At 48.1% G+C, this 17,188-nt stretch carries 16 protein-coding genes; 15 read left to right on the top strand and 1 reads right to left on the bottom strand.

Annotated elements, in window-relative coordinates:
- The first annotated feature begins 13 nt into the window (after positions 1-13).
- The 8 genes from C7R93_RS04260 (at position 14) to C7R93_RS04225 (ending at position 5,768) form a co-directional block, all read left to right on the top strand.
- Complete coding sequence (locus C7R93_RS04260; RefSeq protein ID WP_106837618.1) at positions 14-826, top strand: class I SAM-dependent methyltransferase; 813 nt, start codon at positions 14-16, stop codon at positions 824-826.
- Complete coding sequence (locus C7R93_RS04255) at positions 810-1,190, top strand: VOC family protein (RefSeq protein WP_106837617.1); 381 nt, start codon at positions 810-812, stop codon at positions 1,188-1,190. Before C7R93_RS04260 ends, C7R93_RS04255 begins: the two co-directional genes overlap by 17 nt.
- Complete coding sequence (locus tag C7R93_RS04250) at positions 1,187-1,990, top strand: class I SAM-dependent methyltransferase (protein WP_106837616.1); 804 nt, start codon at positions 1,187-1,189, stop codon at positions 1,988-1,990. Before C7R93_RS04255 ends, C7R93_RS04250 begins: the two co-directional genes overlap by 4 nt.
- A 116-nt stretch (positions 1,991-2,106) precedes the next feature.
- Positions 2,107-2,283, top strand: a complete 177-nt coding sequence (locus C7R93_RS04245) for a DUF2759 family protein (protein WP_106837615.1) — start codon at positions 2,107-2,109, stop codon at positions 2,281-2,283.
- A 154-nt stretch (positions 2,284-2,437) separates the two neighbouring features.
- Positions 2,438-3,604, top strand: coding sequence for a putative cytokinetic ring protein SteA (gene steA, locus C7R93_RS04240; protein ID WP_106837614.1), 1,167 nt, complete (start codon positions 2,438-2,440; stop codon positions 3,602-3,604).
- A gap of 25 nt (positions 3,605-3,629) precedes the next feature.
- Positions 3,630-4,184, top strand: a complete 555-nt coding sequence (locus C7R93_RS04235) for a copper transporter (protein ID WP_106837613.1) — start codon at positions 3,630-3,632, stop codon at positions 4,182-4,184.
- A complete protein-coding gene (locus tag C7R93_RS04230; RefSeq protein WP_106837612.1) occupies positions 4,171-4,863 on the top strand; it encodes a glycosyltransferase family 2 protein in 693 nt (230 codons plus the stop codon). Before C7R93_RS04235 ends, C7R93_RS04230 begins: the two co-directional genes overlap by 14 nt.
- Positions 4,845-5,768: a UDP-N-acetylmuramyl pentapeptide phosphotransferase gene (locus tag C7R93_RS04225; RefSeq protein ID WP_244191436.1), complete on the top strand. Its 924-nt coding sequence runs from the start codon at positions 4,845-4,847 to the stop codon at positions 5,766-5,768. Before C7R93_RS04230 ends, C7R93_RS04225 begins: the two co-directional genes overlap by 19 nt.
- On the opposite strand, the gene C7R93_RS04220 is transcribed toward C7R93_RS04225, so the two are convergent.
- Positions 5,765-6,025, bottom strand: coding sequence for a DUF2627 domain-containing protein (locus C7R93_RS04220; protein ID WP_007720834.1), 261 nt, complete (start codon positions 6,023-6,025; stop codon positions 5,765-5,767). The two genes, C7R93_RS04225 and C7R93_RS04220, sit on opposite strands and share 4 nt — an antisense overlap.
- 216 nt (positions 6,026-6,241) lie before the next feature.
- Here C7R93_RS04220 and C7R93_RS04215 point away from each other — a divergent pair, with 216 nt between their 5' ends.
- The 7 genes from C7R93_RS04215 (at position 6,242) to C7R93_RS04185 (ending at position 16,955) form a co-directional block, all read left to right on the top strand.
- The gene (locus C7R93_RS04215) at positions 6,242-8,311 is read left to right on the top strand and encodes a sigma 54-interacting transcriptional regulator (RefSeq protein WP_106837610.1); all 2,070 of its coding nucleotides are present in this window, start codon (positions 6,242-6,244) and stop codon (positions 8,309-8,311) included.
- Positions 8,312-8,544: 233 nt separating this feature from the next.
- Positions 8,545-9,636 carry a Glu/Leu/Phe/Val dehydrogenase dimerization domain-containing protein gene (locus C7R93_RS04210; RefSeq protein WP_106837609.1) on the top strand — a complete coding sequence of 364 codons (1,092 nt, stop codon included), beginning with the start codon at positions 8,545-8,547 and terminating at the stop codon, positions 9,634-9,636.
- A gap of 139 nt (positions 9,637-9,775) precedes the next feature.
- Positions 9,776-11,197, top strand: coding sequence for a dihydrolipoyl dehydrogenase (gene lpdA / locus C7R93_RS04205; protein WP_106837608.1), 1,422 nt, complete (start codon positions 9,776-9,778; stop codon positions 11,195-11,197).
- A gap of 18 nt (positions 11,198-11,215) precedes the next feature.
- Positions 11,216-12,208, top strand: coding sequence for a thiamine pyrophosphate-dependent dehydrogenase E1 component subunit alpha (locus C7R93_RS04200; protein ID WP_106837607.1), 993 nt, complete (start codon positions 11,216-11,218; stop codon positions 12,206-12,208).
- 13 nt (positions 12,209-12,221) lie between these two features.
- Positions 12,222-13,205, top strand: a complete 984-nt coding sequence (locus tag C7R93_RS04195; RefSeq protein WP_106837606.1) for an alpha-ketoacid dehydrogenase subunit beta — start codon at positions 12,222-12,224, stop codon at positions 13,203-13,205.
- 20 nt (positions 13,206-13,225) lie between these two features.
- On the top strand, positions 13,226-14,563 hold the full coding sequence (locus C7R93_RS04190; RefSeq protein ID WP_106837605.1) for a dihydrolipoamide acetyltransferase family protein: 1,338 nt from the start codon (positions 13,226-13,228) through the stop codon (positions 14,561-14,563).
- Between the two features lie 241 nt (positions 14,564-14,804).
- Entirely contained in the window at positions 14,805-16,955 is a 2,151-nt protein-coding gene (locus tag C7R93_RS04185) for a copper amine oxidase N-terminal domain-containing protein (protein ID WP_106837604.1), read from the top strand.
- The last annotated feature ends 233 nt before the right edge of the window (positions 16,956-17,188 follow it).

The raw sequence follows: 17,188 nt of genomic DNA, 5'->3' as shown, positions 1-17,188 counted from the left end.
GGAGGTGTTCCCGATGAAGAATCATGAGGAGATTAAACAGGCTGTGCAAGCGCAATTTGGAAAAAATGCGGAGCAATACGTGCAAAGCAAGACGCATGCAAAAGGCAGCGACCTAGAACTGATGGTGGAGTGGATGCAGCCATCAGAGAAGTGGCGGGCACTGGATATCGCCACAGGAGGTGGGCACGTAGCGAGGACATTGGCTCCACATGTGAGCTTGGTCGTCGCCACGGACTTGACTCGCCCGATGCTTATGGCGGCGTCTGCGGCTAATGATACAGCACTTGTCAAAAATGTGATGTATGTTCAGGCCGATGCAGAATCACTCCCGTTTCTCGATGAATCATTTGAGATCGTCACATGCCGAATCGCGGCTCATCATTTTCCAGATCCCGCGGCTTTTGTTTATGAGGTGAGTCGAGTGCTGTCCCCTGGTGGGTTGTTTCTGTTCATCGACAACGTTTCACCTGAGGAGTCGTCACTCTCGGCATTCATAAATGAGGTAGAGAAAACACGCGATCCCAGTCATGTTCGCTGTCTTTCCGTAAGTGAATGGCGCGATTTGTGTGAAGCGAATGGCTTGGCCCCACAAAAGCAGCAACAACGCAAAAAAAAGTTTGAGTTTTTACCGTGGGTCCAGCGCACTTCCGAATCATCTGAGCAGGAAGCGGCCGTCGAAAAAATGCTGCTGAACGCTACAGATGAACAAAAGGAATATCTAGGACTTACGAGTAAGGAAGGCAGAGTATTGACCCATCAGATTGACGAATGGATGGTTCTGTGCAAGAAAAGAGGAGGAAACGAAGAAGATGACAACAAAGCATGAATGGATTGGGCTCGATCATATACAATTAGCAGCACCAGCCGGAGCAGAGGACGTAGCGCGCAAGTTTTTCGGTGAGCTTTTGGGAATGCCCGAGGTTCCAAAGCCAGAGAAGCTTCTCGTTCGAGGTGGTGTATGGTTTCAATGTGGCGCTCAAATGATTCATATTGGAATCGAAGAAGGGTTCATTCCCGCGAAAAAAGCACATCCCGCATTCCTCGTGCAAAACATTGGCTCGCTAATGGAGCATCTGCAAGCACATGGGGTATCGATTCGGATTGACGAAGAAATCCCTCACCTTATCCGCTTTTTCACAGAGGATCCATTTGGAAACCGACTGGAGTTCATGGAGGCGAAGCAGGAATGACGATTGATTTTCACGCTGAGAAAAACCAGCTGAGCTATACAGGAAGAACCGCAGACGATTCGTGGAGTCAGACGATCCTGTCACTCATCAATCCCGTGGGAAAAAACGTCGTGGACATCGGTTGTGGCGGTGGAATTTACAGTAAGGCTTGGTCTGGGTTAGGGGCTGCTACTGTCACGGGCGTTGACTTTTCCCATGTGATGGTAGAAGCGGCGAGAGAGCAATGCGCTGACGATCCGAAGATTTCGATTGCACAGGGGGATGCCCGTGCAACAGGCTTACCAAGTCACTGTGCGGATATTGTATTTGCTCGCGCATTGATCCATCATTTTCCTGAACAAGACTTGCAGAAGTTTTTTAAAGAAGTGATCAGGTTATTGGCACCGGGGGGAATATGCCTGATCCAAGACCGGACGATGGAAGATGTCAAAATGCCAGCCTCGCCGACTCATTTTCGCGGCTATTTCTTTACCCGATTCCCGCGATTGCTCACGATAGAACAGACACGCAGACCGGATGATACAACGGTGCAGAACACGATGAAGTTAGCAGGGCTTGAACAGGTGAACAAAACTACGTTATGGGAGACAAGACGCGAATACGATAGCTGGTCTGAACTCCAAGCTGACTTGCTATCAAGAAAAGGCCGCTCCATTTTGCATCAATTGACAGATGTGGAACTGAAAGACCTCGTTCATACCATCCATGATCATGTAGCCGGGCAAGTAAAATGGATTGAGCAAGATTGCTGGAGTATATGGATAGGTAGCGCAACATGTGGCACAATAAAAGGGGAATAATTGTGAAACTTTTTGTTCACAAATTTGGATATGCTTGTCTCATAATACGTGAAGCTATATAATGGAATTGCCATTGTATTCCGGTTTGCGTCATCATGGTGAAGGAGTTGTCGTTCATGAAAATCGTTTTATTTGACATCCTGATGTTTATCTTCACATTCTTTATTGCTTGGGGCTGTTTGAGTTCCATCAAAGCGAAAAACACATTTGCAATCTTATTTGGCTTTGTATCTTTGGTGGTGTTCCTGTTCGCAGATGGTTTGATCATTTACTACATGGTCAAGGGTGCGTAGATTAAACTGAAAACGCTTCGCTTAAAAGAGGTTGTGCATTTGCACAGCTTCTTTTTTTTGTGAAAAACATCTCGATATTTTCATGAAACATGATGGGACCGTTTTTTGCATGTAGCAAGGAAATATTTAGCATACTAAGAGCGGAGGTGGAAAAGTGGGCAAACAAAAAGGTTCTGCAGCACATTCATTCATGGCTGTCGTAGCAGCTGATCTGAAGACGAAGCAGTTGTGCAAACGTCTCCACTCCCATCATATCGCCATCATTGATCACCCGGACGTTGATGAAATAGCAGCACAGTCCTTGTTGGAAAGAGGGGTAAAAGTCGTCCTTAACCTTTCGCCATTCATGACGGGGCAATACCCGGCTGAAGGGGCTCGTCGACTTTTAACAAACGGTGTCACACTCTATGAAGTGTTGGATGTAGATGTGTCGGATTCGTTCATGGAATGGATCGAAGGCAAGTATGCAACGATCCTTGAAGAAAATCTGTACATCTTTCTGGAAGAGAAGTGGGTCCATGTATGTAGGTTGCTGCAAGTTACGGTGCCATCCGTTTTAAACCGATGGCATGAAGCACACGATAAGTTGGATGACACACTCTCTTCGTTTATTGACAATACACTTTTGTACGCTAGCAAGGAAAAAGACCTATTTTTAAAACCACTTTGCCATGTGCGATTACATACAAAAATGGAACAGCGACATGTGGTTGTCGTCGTTCGCGGTAAACATTACAAAGAGGACTTACTGACGCTTTCTTCCTACATTCGGGAATATCGTCCTGTATTGATCGGAGTCGATGGCGGTGCAGATGCTCTCATGGCTGCAGGGTATCGTCCAGACCTGATTGTGGGAGATATGGACAGTGTCTCGGACAGAGCGCTCCAAAGCGGTGCGGAGATCGTCGTACATGCTTTTGTGGATGGAACAGCACCTGGAACGACCCGTATAAAAGCTCTCGGTTTACCGTGTCATGTCTTGCCTGCGCCCGGTACGAGCGAAGATGTGGCGATGCTATTAGCGTACGAAAAGGAGGCTGAACTGATCGTCACGATCGGCGCCCATACTAGTATGATTGATTTTCTGGAAAAAGGGCGCAAAGGTATGGCGAGCACGTTATTGGTCCGCACGAAGATCGGGACGAAGCTAATTGATGCCAAAGGAGTTAGTCATCTCTATCGGCCGAGCGAGTCATGGAAACTGTGGAGTTGGTGTATAGTCGCTATGCTTCTACCTGTTTCAGCCGCGCTCGTCATTAATCCAATCGCCCGACATGCTGTACACATGATCTGGACCCAGTGGCGGACTTGGGCTTTATGAACAACGCACTTTCATGGAGGTATACATGATACCCTTCCGCTATCATTTGATTTCACTGGCTGCCATATTTGTCGCACTTGGGGTAGGTATCTTGTTAGGAGGGACGGCAGGCCATTCATGGATTTCGCAAGGAACAAAAGAGATTCTTTCCAAAATGGAAGCAAAGTACGATCACGCTCTCAAAAGCAACCATGAATTAAGGCAGCAAATGAATCGATTGCTCAAGGAAGTTGCGCGCAGCAACGAAGAGGTCGTCCAACTCATGAGCATACGCTATGTGGATGAACTTGCGGGAAGTAAGGTGTATGTTTGGCAGGAGGATGGCAACGTTGCTGAACGGATTAAGCAACTGATGTATTCAGTAGGGATAGAAGTGGTTTCTTATCGCGAGGGAAACAGTTGGGAAGATGGCGTGCTTTTGGTTGTCGCCAGGCAAGCACCACTTTGGCTACGGGAAAAACAGGCGAATTCCTGGATTCAGGTTGGAGAAGTGCCAGACTCTCCTGCCAAACAATGGTCACTTTTGGAGCAAGTGCAAAATAGATTGGCAGAGAGGAAGGACTCGCGTGAAAAAAGTTAGCGTCGTCATCCCAGCGTTCAACGAACAGGCTTCCATCGGTGATACACTTCGTGCCATCCGTGAACGCTTTTTTTGTGATGAATTAATCGTCGTCGATGATGGCAGTAAAGATGAGACGGCAGATATCGCAAGCAAGTGGGCGGATAAGGTGATTCGTGCGCCGCGCAATCAAGGGAAAGGTGCTGCTGTTCAACTGGGCTGGAAGTGCGCCAGCGGGGATGTGGTCATGCTTCTCGACGGTGATTTGCGAGACAGCGCAGCAGAAGCCGCACATTTGCTTGCGCCGGTTCTGCAAGATGTTTGTGATATGGCCGTAGCTGTTCTTCCGCCTCCGCAAGTAAAAGCAGGTCTCGGATTAGCAAAAGGCTTGGCCCATCATGGCATCCGGATGTTGACAGGCTTTGAAGCAAGAGCTCCTTTATCGGGACAACGGGCAATTCGTCGCGAGCTTCTTAACCGGTTGGGGAGTCAGGATAAAGGATTTGGCATTGAGGTGGGGCTCACTGTCGATGCTTTGCGGGCAGGGTATCGTGTAGCAGAGGTCCCTGTCTTTTTTTCGCACCGTGAAACGAAAAACGATTGGGCAGGCTTCCGCCATCGTGGGAAAGAGTTTGTCGCGATTAGCCGAACGTTATGCTGGAAATGGTGGGAGGGGCAGGAGTGGAAACGAAAATCATAGTCCTCATGCTGCTCTTCGCGGTCGTTTTTCCGCTAGTGCTTAACCGCCTGCTGCATAAAATGGTTACCCAAAAGCTCTGCGCACTGGGGATGAGTCGATTCAATTACGATGGAGACCCCGTGCTGACAGCGGGAGGGCTCATCCTCGTATATTCGAGCGCTATAACCGGGATTGTGCTCGTAGGACTGCTTTTGCTCAGAGGGGCCAAAAGCGAGCTTCTCCTGCACGGTATTTTATTCGTAATAGGAATGCTTATAATGGCATTTTGGGGATGGCGTGATGATCGCGCATCAGATCGAGATGCAAAAGGCTTTCGTGGACATTTCGGCGTGTTATGGAGAGAGAGGCGAATGACGAGCGGCATGTGGAAGCTGATTGGTGGGACAAGCACGGCTTTTTGTCTTTCCTTAACTCTTTCGAACTCGTTGTGGTCAGGTATTGTTTCCTTTGGTTTACTTGCACTCTCCCCCAATATTATTAACTTGTTTGATTTGAGGCCTGGACGGGCGCTCAAAATGTTTTGGTGTCTAACAGCACTGGCAGGCGCTTTTGGCCTATGGATAATGTGGGCCAGTGCAGCGACGGCAAACTGGATTTTTTTGATCCCTGTTTTCATTGCAAGTATACTCATGTTTCCCCATGACGCTGGCGGCAAAATCATGCTCGGAGATACAGGGTCGAATGCTTTGGGATTTGCAGCGGGCTTTACCTTTGTCATCGGGACCCCCGTTTATGTACAGGTGTGCATGCTCGTTCTTTTTTTGTGTCTTCAGATTGCGGCAGAATTTTGCTCGTTTTCCCGCGTTATCGAACAGGTCGGTTGGCTCCATCGACTCGATCAATGGGGGAGAGCTACAGGAGCAGAAAATAAAAAAAACCAGACTGGCTCGTCCGGTTTGGTCTAGTCCTCGTCATCAGGTTCAGGAACCATGAAACGGGGCTGTACGCGATTTTTTTTGCGCTCGTGATGGAGAATAAATCCGGCAATAAACCATACAGGGATGGCGAAAGCCAGTATACCTAAAATGAGTTTTCCCCACAAAAATCCAACATCTGGAGAGGCCGAATAGAAGAATGCGTCGCGGATTAATTTGATTCCGTACATGGCGATTGCTGCCGGGATTACCATAATTAAGAGTGCAATGATTTTCTGAAAAACCAAGGGTTGGGTCACCCCTTTCTCTAACGCTGAACTACCTCAACTACTGCAGCACGGTCTATTCATCATATCGGATGCGAACTGCCTTGTCCACCGTCCCTGTTGCACACGAACGAGCGCACGTTAGGGAAGAACGCCTGTCCATCAACGATTTGTTGGAGTACAATGGTAACGAGTAAGATCGTAAAGAGGTTGTTCAAAAAGTGAGGGGTCTCTCGCATGCACAAGCTGCTCATCGTTGGTGCGGGACGTGGTGGAACAGCACTCCTGCGGATGCTAAACCAGATGGATCGATTACAAGTCGTTGCCGTCGTAGATCAACGGCCGGACGCTCCAGGCATACTGCTGGCTCGTTCATTGGGGATTCCCGTCGATCAAGATTATCGACCTTATTTGGATGAGGATCTGGATGTTATTTTAGAAGCTACAGGGGATTTGGGGGAGTATGAGCATCTCAGGCAATTAAAGAACCATAAGACGGTGCTCATCCCAGGAACGTTTACGAGAATCGTCATGAAATTGATACGGGAACGCGACAAGCTGATTGCGGTCTTGATGCAAAATCAGCGGGAGCGGGAAACGATGCTGGACTCCACGCATGACGCGATCATCGGGGTTAATCGCCAAGGAATTATTACGCTGTTCAATAAAGCTGCAGAGCGATTGATGGGCATTGAGGCGAGTGAAGTGCTGGATACAAAAGTTTCGGAGCGTATACCGAACACCCGGTTACATATTGTATTAAAGACAGGCTCTCCCGAATTGAATCAGGAGCAAGTCTTGCCGAATCAGACGCGGATTATTACAAACCGCGTGCCCGTCCGCAATGATCGAGGAGAAGTTGTCGGAGCTGTCGCCATTTTCCGTGATATTACAGAGATCATGGTTTTGGCAGAAGAAGTGACGAACTTGAAAGATTTGCAGAGCATGCTGCAAGCAATCATTCAATCTTCGGATGAAGCGATATCTGTCGTTGACCAATACGGAAATGGACTTTTGATCAACCCGGCCTATACGAGGCTAACGGGCTTTTCGCAAGATGACATCATCGGCAAACCAGCGACGGTAGACATTTCCGAAGGCGATAGTATGCACATGCAAGTCTTGAAAACGAAGAAGGCAGTGAGAGGCGTCCCCATGAAATTGGGACCAAAACGCAAGGACGTTATGGTCAATGTTGCACCTGTTCTGGTCGATGGAGAGCTGAAAGGCAGCGTTGGCGTCATTCACGATGTTTCCGAATTCAAGCGCCTGACAGAAGAGCTGGAGAAAGCTCGGCGTATCATACGCAATCTGGAGGCAAAATATAGCTTTGCAGACATAATTGGCTATAGTGAGCCGATGCAGCAAGCGATCGAGCAAGCCAAAAAAGCAGCGTCAACACCAGCAACTGTCCTTCTTCGTGGAGAATCGGGAACGGGGAAAGAACTGTTTGCCCACGCCATACATAATGCAAGTGAACGAAAATACAACCAATTCATCCGGGTCAATTGTGCAGCGATCTCAGAGAGCCTCTTGGAGAGTGAGCTTTTCGGTTATGAGGAAGGTGCGTTTACAGGTGCGCGCCGAGGAGGAAAGCGGGGGCTGTTTGAGGAAGCGAGCGGTGGAACGATCTTTTTGGACGAGATCGGCGAGCTGTCCATGAGCATGCAGGTCATGCTTTTGCGCGTCCTACAGGAGCGAGAGGTAGTGCGAGTTGGTGGAACGAAGCCAATCAACATCGATGTTCGCGTCATTGCGGCTACCCATGTGAATCTGGAGGCTGCTATCGGAGCGGGACGTTTCCGTGAAGACCTGTACTATCGTCTCCACGTCGTACCGATTCATATCCCGCCACTCAGACAGCGCTTGGAAGATATTAAGCCGATTGCTTTGTATCTGCTGCGAAAAGCCAATCTGGAATACGGAAGAAATGTAGAAGAGCTGCATGAAGAAACATTGCAGATGCTTCTGTCCTATCACTGGCCAGGCAATGTACGCGAGCTAGAGAATGTACTGGGCAGGGCGATGATTCATATGCGGATCAACGAGCGCATCATTATGCCGGAGCATTTACCCCCTCTGGAAAGAAGAATCGTTTCGACCAAAAAGGAAGAGACCCAGCGAGAGGGCACCACTGGTACCACATTAAAAGAAGCAGTGGAAAAAGCAGAACGCCAGCACATTTTGCGGGAACTGGCAGCAGCCAAAGGCAATCGCACCCTTGCGGCGAAACGCCTCGGAATCGCGATTCGCAGTTTGTACTACAAGATGGAAAAATTGGGCATCATGGATGTGCAGGAAGAGTAATGAACTAACTACGCAAAATGTTGCATGCAAATCTTTGCGTGTATATGCAAAAAAATGCAGACTTGACGTCGGGAAGCTTATTCCACGTTCTTGTAAATAAAGCGCTTTCATAAGTTTGATATTATTGGCATGACTTTTGCATATACTTTTTGGCGGGAAATTCTCCAAATGGAGCCCACTGTTACGCCTGCTTACCTAAGCGGAAAACGAAAGATACTAGGGAGGTTTCTTCAGTGAACATCTTTGATTACATGCAAAAGTACGATTACGAGCAATTGGTATTTTGCCAAGACGAAAATTCCGGGTTAAAAGCAATCATTTGCATTCATGATACGACACTAGGACCAGCACTCGGCGGTACGCGCATGTGGCCGTATAAAACAGAAGAAGAAGCGATTGTGGACGTATTGCGTCTCGGTCGTGGGATGACTTACAAAAACGCAGCAGCTGGACTCAATATCGGTGGCGGTAAAGCCGTTATCATCGGTGATCCGCGCGAGCATAAGAGCGAAGAGCTGTTCCGTGCTTTCGGCCGCTATATCCAAGGACTGAATGGCCGTTACATTACTGCTGAGGATGTAGGTACAACAGTAGCAGATATGGATATGATTCACTTGGAAACGGATTTCGTAACAGGTGTTTCTCCAGCATTCGGTTCCAGTGGCAACCCATCCCCAGTAACAGCTTACGGTGTCTACCGTGGAATGAAAGCCGCTGCCAAATTGGCTTACGGTTCTGATTCTCTCTCCGGTCGTGTGGTAGCCGTACAGGGTGTAGGAAACGTAGCGTACAATCTGTGCCGCCACCTGCATGAAGAAGGCGCGCATTTGATCGTAACGGACATCAATCAAGAAAACGTAGATCGCGCAGTGAACGATTTCGGTGCCAAAGCCGTAGGCGTTAACGAGATCTTTGGCGTAGAGTGCGATATCTTCTCTCCTTGCGCATTGGGTGCGATTATTAACGATGACACTATTCCACTCTTTAAAGCAAAAGTGATTGCAGGGGCAGCTAACAACCAGCTGAAAGAAGAAAGACACGGCGACCAAATTCACGAAAAGGGTCTGATCTACGCACCTGACTACGTGATCAATGCTGGTGGTGTAATCAATGTGGCAGACGAGCTGCAAGGCTACAACCGCGAGCGTGCACTGAAAAAAGTAGAAACGATCTATGACAGCATCCTGAAAATTTACGAAATCGCTGAACGTGATGGCGTGCCTTCCTACAAAGCTGCTGACCGTATGGCGGAAGAACGCATTGCAAGTGTAGCAAGATCACGTAATACTTTCCTGCAAAACGGCAAGACTGTTTACAAGCGCTAATCTCGTTTCTTCTATTAAAGTTCATACTCCTGTCCGCTCTTCTAGAAAGGGCGGTCAGGAATACATAAACGGTTTTCTTTGAATATTCATATTCTCGTAAATACACAAGTTAGCTTTCCGAATGAAAGGAGAGATCGTGGTGTCTCAAGAGTTTGATCTAGTCGTCCTCGGGGGAGGTACCGGCGGTTATGTAGCAGCAATCCGCGCTTCCCAATTGGGAATGAAGGTAGCAATCGTGGAAAAAGAAAAGCTCGGTGGTACTTGCTTGCACCGTGGTTGCATCCCATCCAAAGCGCTATTGCGCAGTGCAGAAGTATTCTCCACCCTGAAGGAAGCTGACAAATACGGAGTCTCGGCTGGTACTGTAGGCTATGACTTCACGAAAATACAAGAGCGTAAGCAAGGCATCATCGACCAACTTCACAAAGGGATTCAGTACTTGATGAAAAAAGGCAGCATTACAGTCTTTGAGGGCATTGGAAGAGTGATGGGGCCTTCCATTTTTTCTCCGCAGGCAGGTGCTGTTCGTATTGAAAAGGAAAACGGCGATCAAGAAATGATCGTACCACGGTTCCTTTTGCTTGCAACAGGTTCTCGTCCACGCACACTTCCCGGTTTGGTTATCGACGGCTCTTATGTGGTAACAAGCGATGAAGCGTTGCAGTGGGAGCAATTGCCAGCTTCTGTTGTCATCGTTGGTGGCGGTGTCATCGGGATTGAGTGGGCTTCCATGCTCAATGATTTCGGTGTGGAAGTAACTGTTGTGGAGTACGCCGACCGTATTTTGCCGTTTGAGGATGAAGAAGTGAGTAAGGAGTTGGCTCGTCTGTTGAAAAAGCGGAAAGTCAACATCGTGACGGGAGCAAAGGTGCTGCCTGAATCGTTGGAAAAAGGGGAAGGCAAAGTCTCTATTCAGGCGGAAATCAAGGATGGAGTCCAAATCTTCGAAGCCGAAAAGGTACTCGTATCAGTAGGACGCCAAGCGAATGTAGAAAACATTGGTTTGGAAGCAACAGAAATCAAAGTTGAGCGTGGCGTAGTTGTGGTGAATGAATTTTTCCAGACCGCAGAGTCTCATATTTATGCGATTGGGGATGTCATTGGCGGTCTGCAATTGGCACATGTTGCTTCGCATGAAGGAATACTCGCCGTGGAGCACATGGCTGGACAAAACCCGCACCCGATGGATTACACCAAGGTTCCGAAATGTACGTATAGCCGACCAGAAGTCGCAAATGTCGGACTCACTGAAAAAGAAGCAAAAGAACAAGGCTATGATGTGAAAATCGGCAAGTTCAGCTTTAAGCCGCTGGGTAAAGCACTGATCCACGGTGAGAATGACGGCTTTGTGAAGTTGGTCGTTGATGCCAAGACCAATGATTTGTTAGGGGTTCACATGATCGGTACACATGTGACAGATATGATTTCCGAAGCGGGCTTGGCCCGTGTACTGGATGCGACTCCGTGGGAGATCGGTCAGACAATTCACCCGCATCCATCCTTATCAGAAGCAATCATGGAGGCAGCTCAGGCTGTCGACGGAAAAGCGATACACAATTAGCAAGGAGGGAATGTAACGATGACAACCAAGCGGCATGAGCAAGTGGGATTAACCGATGCGCAAGTCCTTGACATGTATTATTACATGCTATTGGCCAGAAAAATTGACGAGCGCCAATGGCTGTTGAATCGTGCGGGCAAAGTACCGTTCGTGATTTCCTGCCAAGGTCAGGAAGCAGCTCAGGTGGGGGCAGCTTTTGCGATGGAAAAAGACAGAGATTTCTTGTGCCCGTACTATCGCGATCTTGGTTTGGTGCTGGTCTTTGGCCAAACAGCCCGTGATTGCATGCTGTCCGCATTTGCGAAGGCAGAAGATCCGAATAGCGGTGGAAGACAGATGCCAGGTCACTTCGGTGGCAAGAAGTACAATATCTTGTCGGGCTCAAGCCCTGTGACTACCCAAGTGCCACACGCTGTCGGTATGGCTTTGGCAGGTAGAATGAAGCAAAAAGATTTTGTTGTGTACGCATCGTTCGGAGAAGGCTCCAGCAACCAGGGGGACTTCCACGAAGGTGCGAACTTTGCGGGCGTCCACAAGCTCCCGGTAATCTTTTTCTGCGAAAACAACAAATACGCGATCTCTGTACCACTGACAAAGCAGTTGGCTTGTGAAAGTGTAGCAGACCGTGCGATCGGTTACGGCTTCCCGGGAGTCAGTGTAGACGGAAACGATCCGATTGAAGTATACCGTGTCATGAAAGAAGCGGTTGAACGTGGGCGCAGTGGTCAAGGGCCAACACTGATCGAAGCTGTTATGTATCGCCTTGTTCCACACTCGAGTGACGATGACGATCGTGTGTATCGTACGAGAGAAGAAGTGGAAGAAGCGAAGAAAAAGGACCCGTTGATTGTATTTGCTGCCTATTTGAGAGAGATCGGACTTTTGGACGAACATAAGGAAGCGGATATGCTTGCCCGCGTACAGCTGGAAGTGGATGAGGCCACTGAATACGCAGAAAACGCGCCATATCCAACACCAGAATCGACAATGACATACGTATACGGGGAATAAGGGGGGATCTTTTATGGCAGTCATTTCTTTTATTGATGCAATTACAATGGCGATGCGTGAAGAAATGCGTCGCGATTCCAATGTGTTTATTCTCGGAGAAGACGTTGGCGTACGCGGTGGGGTTTTCCGTGCGACAAACGGATTGATTGAAGAGTTTGGCGAGGAGCGCGTGATTGATACGCCACTGGCTGAATCTGCCATTGTCGGTGTAGGGATTGGTGCGGCAGCTTATGGTATGCGTCCAATCGCGGAGATCCAGTTTGCGGACTTCATCATGCCAGCTGTGAACCAAATTGTCAGTGAGGCGGCGAAAATGCGCTATCGTTCGAACAACGACTGGCATTGCCCAATCACGATTCGTGCCCCATTCGGTGGAGGGGTTCACGGTGCACTGTACCACTCGCAATCCGTAGAAGCGATGTTCACGAATACCCCTGGTTTGAAAGTAGTGGCACCTTCGACACCTTATGACGCAAAAGGTCTTCTGAAAGCAGCCATTCGCGATGAAGATCCGGTGCTCTTTTTCGAGCACAAGCGTTGCTATCGTTTGATCAAGGGCGAAGTGCCTGAAGACGACTATGTGCTGCCAATTGGCAAAGCAGACGTTAAGCGAGAGGGTACAGACATCACTGTCATCTCCTATGGTTTGACTCTGCACTTCTGCCTGCAAGCTGCGGAAAAGCTCGCACAAGAAGGGATCAGCGCGCATGTTCTCGATTTGCGCACACTGTATCCGTTGGACAAAGAAGCGATTGTAGAAGCAGCTTCGAAGACAGGCAAAGTATTGATCGTACACGAGGACAACAAAGAAGGCGGCGTTGGCGGTGAGGTAGCTGCCATTGTAGCGGAGCATTGCCTGTTCGATTTGGATGCACCGATTAAACGACTTTGCGGTCCAGATGTGCCGGCTATGCCATACAGCCCGCCGATGGAAAAATACTTTATGCTGAACCCGGAAAAAGTATTGGAAGCAATGCGCGAGCTGGCCAACTTTTAAGGCGAGGAGGACCAAGGATTATGGCAACGAAAGTACTTATGCCCCAGCTCGGAGAGAGCGTGACCGAGGGCACCATTAGCAAATGGTTGGTCAATGTAGGCGACACAGTCAAGAAATACGACTCACTGGCCGAAGTGACGACGGATAAAGTAAACGCAGAGGTTCCTTCTACCGTTTCAGGACGCGTCACTGAGATCGTCGTGCCAGAAGGTGAGACAGTCGCTGTCGGCACATTGATTCTCTATATAGAAGAAAGTGGAGCGGAAGGTTCTGCTGCAACACCTGTTAGCACGACAGAAATACCAGTTCCACAAGCACCTGCAACTGAGCAGCCAAAGGCAGCTACGCCGGCTGTATCCATTCAGCAAGCGCCAATCGCTGATGGACCAAAACAACGTTATTCACCTGCTGTTGTCATGCTCTCACAGCAACATGGCATTGATTTGTCCCGAGTTGTAGGGACAGGAGCAGGCGGTCGTATTACACGCAAAGATGTTCAAGCGATTATCGACGCCGGCGGACAAAAGCCAGCTGAGACAGTGAAGGAAACGGTTGCGCAGGCTCCCGTGGCAGCAGTCGAACCATCTACTGTCGCTCCAACACCTGCACCGTCAGCACCACCTTCCACTCCTGCTGCTCCAGTAGATATTCCAGTTGCAAGCGGTGATCAGGTTGTACCTGTAACGTCCATTCGTCGTACGATTGCAAACCGGATGGTACAGAGCAAACATGAAGCTCCACATGCTTGGACGATGGTCGAAGTAGACGTGACCAATCTGGTTAACTTCCGCAATCAGGCAAAAGGCGAATTTGCGAAAAAAGAAGGACTCAACCTCACTTTCCTGCCGTTCTTCATCAAAGCGGTCGTGGAAGCGTTGAAAGAGTATCCGATGATCAATTCCACATGGGCACATGACAAAATCATTGTGAAAAAGGACATCAACATCTCTATCGCAGTAGCCACGGAAGATGCTCTCTATGTTCCTGTGATTAAGCATGCTGACCAAAAATCGATTCTGGGTATCGCAAAGGCAGTCGACGATCTGGCAGCGCGCACTCGTGCAGGGAAATTGACGATGGATGATATGACGGGCGGAACCTTTACGGTTAACAACACAGGTTCTTTTGGCTCTGTTTTGTCACAGCCGATTATCAATGCTCCACAAGCTGCGATTCTTAGTGTCGAGTCCATTGTGAAACGCCCTGTCGTGATAAACGACATGATCGCAGTGCGTTCGATGGTCAATCTGTGCATGTCCTTGGATCATCGCGTGCTGGATGGTCTGATTTGTGGGCGATTCCTGCAAAGTGTTAAGCAAAAGCTTGAGAATGTAGGGCCGGATACCAAGCTGTACTAAGGTGTCATCGAAACCAGGTCAAATAAAGACCTGGTTTTTTGATGAAATAATCGCAAAAAAAATTTTCCAATTCGATCGTTACGCATGTAACTTTTTCTGAGACATCTTCGTCTTACCATTTGGAGCCAGTAAGTCTCATAAATGATCTAGAAGAGATTCCCACCAGATAGCATTTGTGGTAGACTGGTAGCGACCTGCTAGAGAGATTTTCCAGATTAACGGTAAATATGGGAGGAAAAACATGGAGAAAAGTAAAAAAGCACTACCAATAGTGCTGGCATCAGCGCTGGCCGCTACACCTTTTGTTGCAGTACCGCAAGCATATGCTGTCGAAAAATTGGATGTATCAGCTGACAACGATGGTGCCGGGAAAGAAAGTGACTATGATATTAAATTCACGCTAGAAGAAGACCTGTCGAGCGGAGATACCATCACGGTTGATTTCGACGATGATTTCGATGTGGATGATAAAATCAGTAAGAAAGATATTTCCGGTATAGATGTCAAAAAAGTTGAAGTAGATGACAATGAAGTAATTATCACGGTGGATGAGGATTTTGATTCCGGAGATAAAATCTCGTTTACCATTAAAAGCGGGATCACAAATCCTGACGATAAGGGTACATATGATGTAAGCGTAGAAACCGAAAATGAGAGCTCTGACACAGACGAAGTGGAGATCAAAAAAAGCAGCTCCAGCAGTAGTAGCAAGTCCAAAAACGATTACAGCGTAACATTGAGCAGCAAAGCAGCAGGCGAAAAAGTAAGCCTCAAACTCGGCAAAATTTCTCTGAGTGGTAGTGATGAGCTGGAGACGAACTCCACCATTACCGTCACTTTCCCGGAGAAAGGCATGTTGCCTTCGAGCATTGATGAAGACGATGTAAAAGTAAACGGTACGACAGCGAAATCCGTCAGCATTAGCGGCAGCTCGGTAGATATCAAGATTCCGAGTGGAGCAGACTCAGATGATTACATTACGCTGGAGTTTGACAAATCTGCTGGCATTGAGAATCCTAGTTCCGGCGACAAATATGTTTTCAAAGTGAAATACGATGGTACGACATATGAGTCAGATGAATTCGAAATTACGAAAAACGGCTCCAGCAATAGCAGCGCTTCCGACAGCTTTACGGTAAATCTGTCTGATCCAGGGGCAGGAGCGCGCACTAGCTACACATTTGATGCTGACTTCGGCAGCAAAGAGTTGAAAGAAGATGGAGAACTGATTCTCGAGTTCCCGTCGTCTGATATGGTACCGGGTATTTTGACAGCTTCAGACTTCTTGCTCAATGGAAAATCAGCGAAGAAAGCAACTGCAATCGGGAACAAAATTGCCTTGGTTGCGCCAACCGGCTTCAAAGCGACGAGCAAAGTGAAGGTTGAAGTTACTTACGGGGCGTGGATTTCGAATCCTAAATCGGCTGGCAGCTATACGTTGAAGGCTACTGTTTCCGGAAGAACCTTGGAATCCAAATCCTTCAGCATCGGTGGCTCTTCTGTGAACCCGACGCCAACCAACCCAACTAACCCGACTAATCCAGTACCTGTTCCAAATACAACTACGAACAACAGCACCGCGACAATCGCGTTGACGCAAAATGCACTTGGCAAGCAAACGGGTGTAAATGTGGCAATCAAAGGATTGGGTGTTGGTCTGCAAAAGCAGCGCGATTTCGTCGAGATCGTATTCCCAGTAGGCTACAAGGTGCCGGCTTATATCGCACCAGCTAATATTTCTGTGAATGGTGTAGGTGCGAATTTCGTTGCTGTTCGTGGACAAAACGTTCTGATTTATCCATCTCAGGATATTCCGGCGGCAACAAACGCTAATGTCGTGATCAATCCAGCGGCGAACATCGTAAACCCTGCTGTGAAAAACACATATAGCATCAGCGTATTTACTTCCGAAGAAAGAGGTTTGCTGTTCGCGCGTGCTGTTGGTGTAGGTATGCCTTCGCCTCAAACGAAGCCTGTAACGCCAACACCACAACAGCCGCAACAACCATCGACGGTTATTCCTACGAACTCGGCTTCCTTTAAAGTAAATACGGCAAACTTCACACTGCATGGCAAAACGTATCCTCTCTCTGTAGCTCCTTACATTGCAGATGGAAATACGACCATGGTTCCAGCCCAATTCTTTAAAGAAGCGCTGGCACTGACTACGCAATGGAACAATACAAATGTTGCTGTTATCAGTGGAACCAAAGTAGTGAAATTTACAGTTGGATCGAAAACAGCAAAAGTAGGCAAAACGGAAGTCCAACTGCCAACACCTGTTGTCCTCAAAAACGGCATGCCAATGATTCCAATCCGTACCGTTACGGATAATCTTGGTTATAAAGTCGGCTGGGATGCGAAAACTTCCAGCGTATTTGTACACAAATAAAAACTAGCTGGGACAAACAAAAACCCCTTTCCGCTTTTCGGTCGGAAAGGGGTTTTTCATCGTTTATACATCACTCGTTTATTGAAAGTAAAAAAATGTGGGAACAATAAGTGAGAGTATTAGAATGCCGATCAGGATTTTTGCAAAGAGCGATTGGTGTCTCATTCTAATCGAACCTCCTTTCAAGGTAGAGGAAATTATCAGGTGATTCTGTAAGTGGCTGTGCTAGAATG

The sequence above is a fragment of the Brevibacillus fortis genome, assembly GCF_003013395.1.
Classification (GTDB): Bacteria; Bacillota; Bacilli; order Brevibacillales; family Brevibacillaceae; genus Brevibacillus; species Brevibacillus fortis.
This window is presented reverse-complemented; position numbering and strand designations above follow the sequence as displayed.

Excerpts from the sequence above, each read along its gene's own strand:
- C7R93_RS04185 (WP_106837604.1), top strand. The coding sequence starts at position 14,805 with ATGGAGAAAAGTAAAAAAGCACTACCAATAGTGCTGGCATCAGCGCTG.
- C7R93_RS04200 (WP_106837607.1), top strand. The coding sequence starts at position 11,216 with ATGACAACCAAGCGGCATGAGCAAGTGGGATTAACCGATGCGCAAGTC.
- C7R93_RS04255 (WP_106837617.1), top strand. The coding sequence starts at position 810 with ATGACAACAAAGCATGAATGGATTGGGCTCGATCATATACAATTAGCA.
- C7R93_RS04190 (WP_106837605.1), top strand. The coding sequence starts at position 13,226 with ATGGCAACGAAAGTACTTATGCCCCAGCTCGGAGAGAGCGTGACCGAG.
- C7R93_RS04235 (WP_106837613.1), top strand. The coding sequence starts at position 3,630 with ATGATACCCTTCCGCTATCATTTGATTTCACTGGCTGCCATATTTGTC.
- C7R93_RS04250 (WP_106837616.1), top strand. The coding sequence starts at position 1,187 with ATGACGATTGATTTTCACGCTGAGAAAAACCAGCTGAGCTATACAGGA.
- C7R93_RS04260 (WP_106837618.1), top strand. The coding sequence starts at position 14 with ATGAAGAATCATGAGGAGATTAAACAGGCTGTGCAAGCGCAATTTGGA.
- C7R93_RS04245 (WP_106837615.1), top strand. The coding sequence starts at position 2,107 with ATGAAAATCGTTTTATTTGACATCCTGATGTTTATCTTCACATTCTTT.
- C7R93_RS04215 (WP_106837610.1), top strand. The coding sequence starts at position 6,242 with ATGCACAAGCTGCTCATCGTTGGTGCGGGACGTGGTGGAACAGCACTC.
- C7R93_RS04195 (WP_106837606.1), top strand. The coding sequence starts at position 12,222 with ATGGCAGTCATTTCTTTTATTGATGCAATTACAATGGCGATGCGTGAA.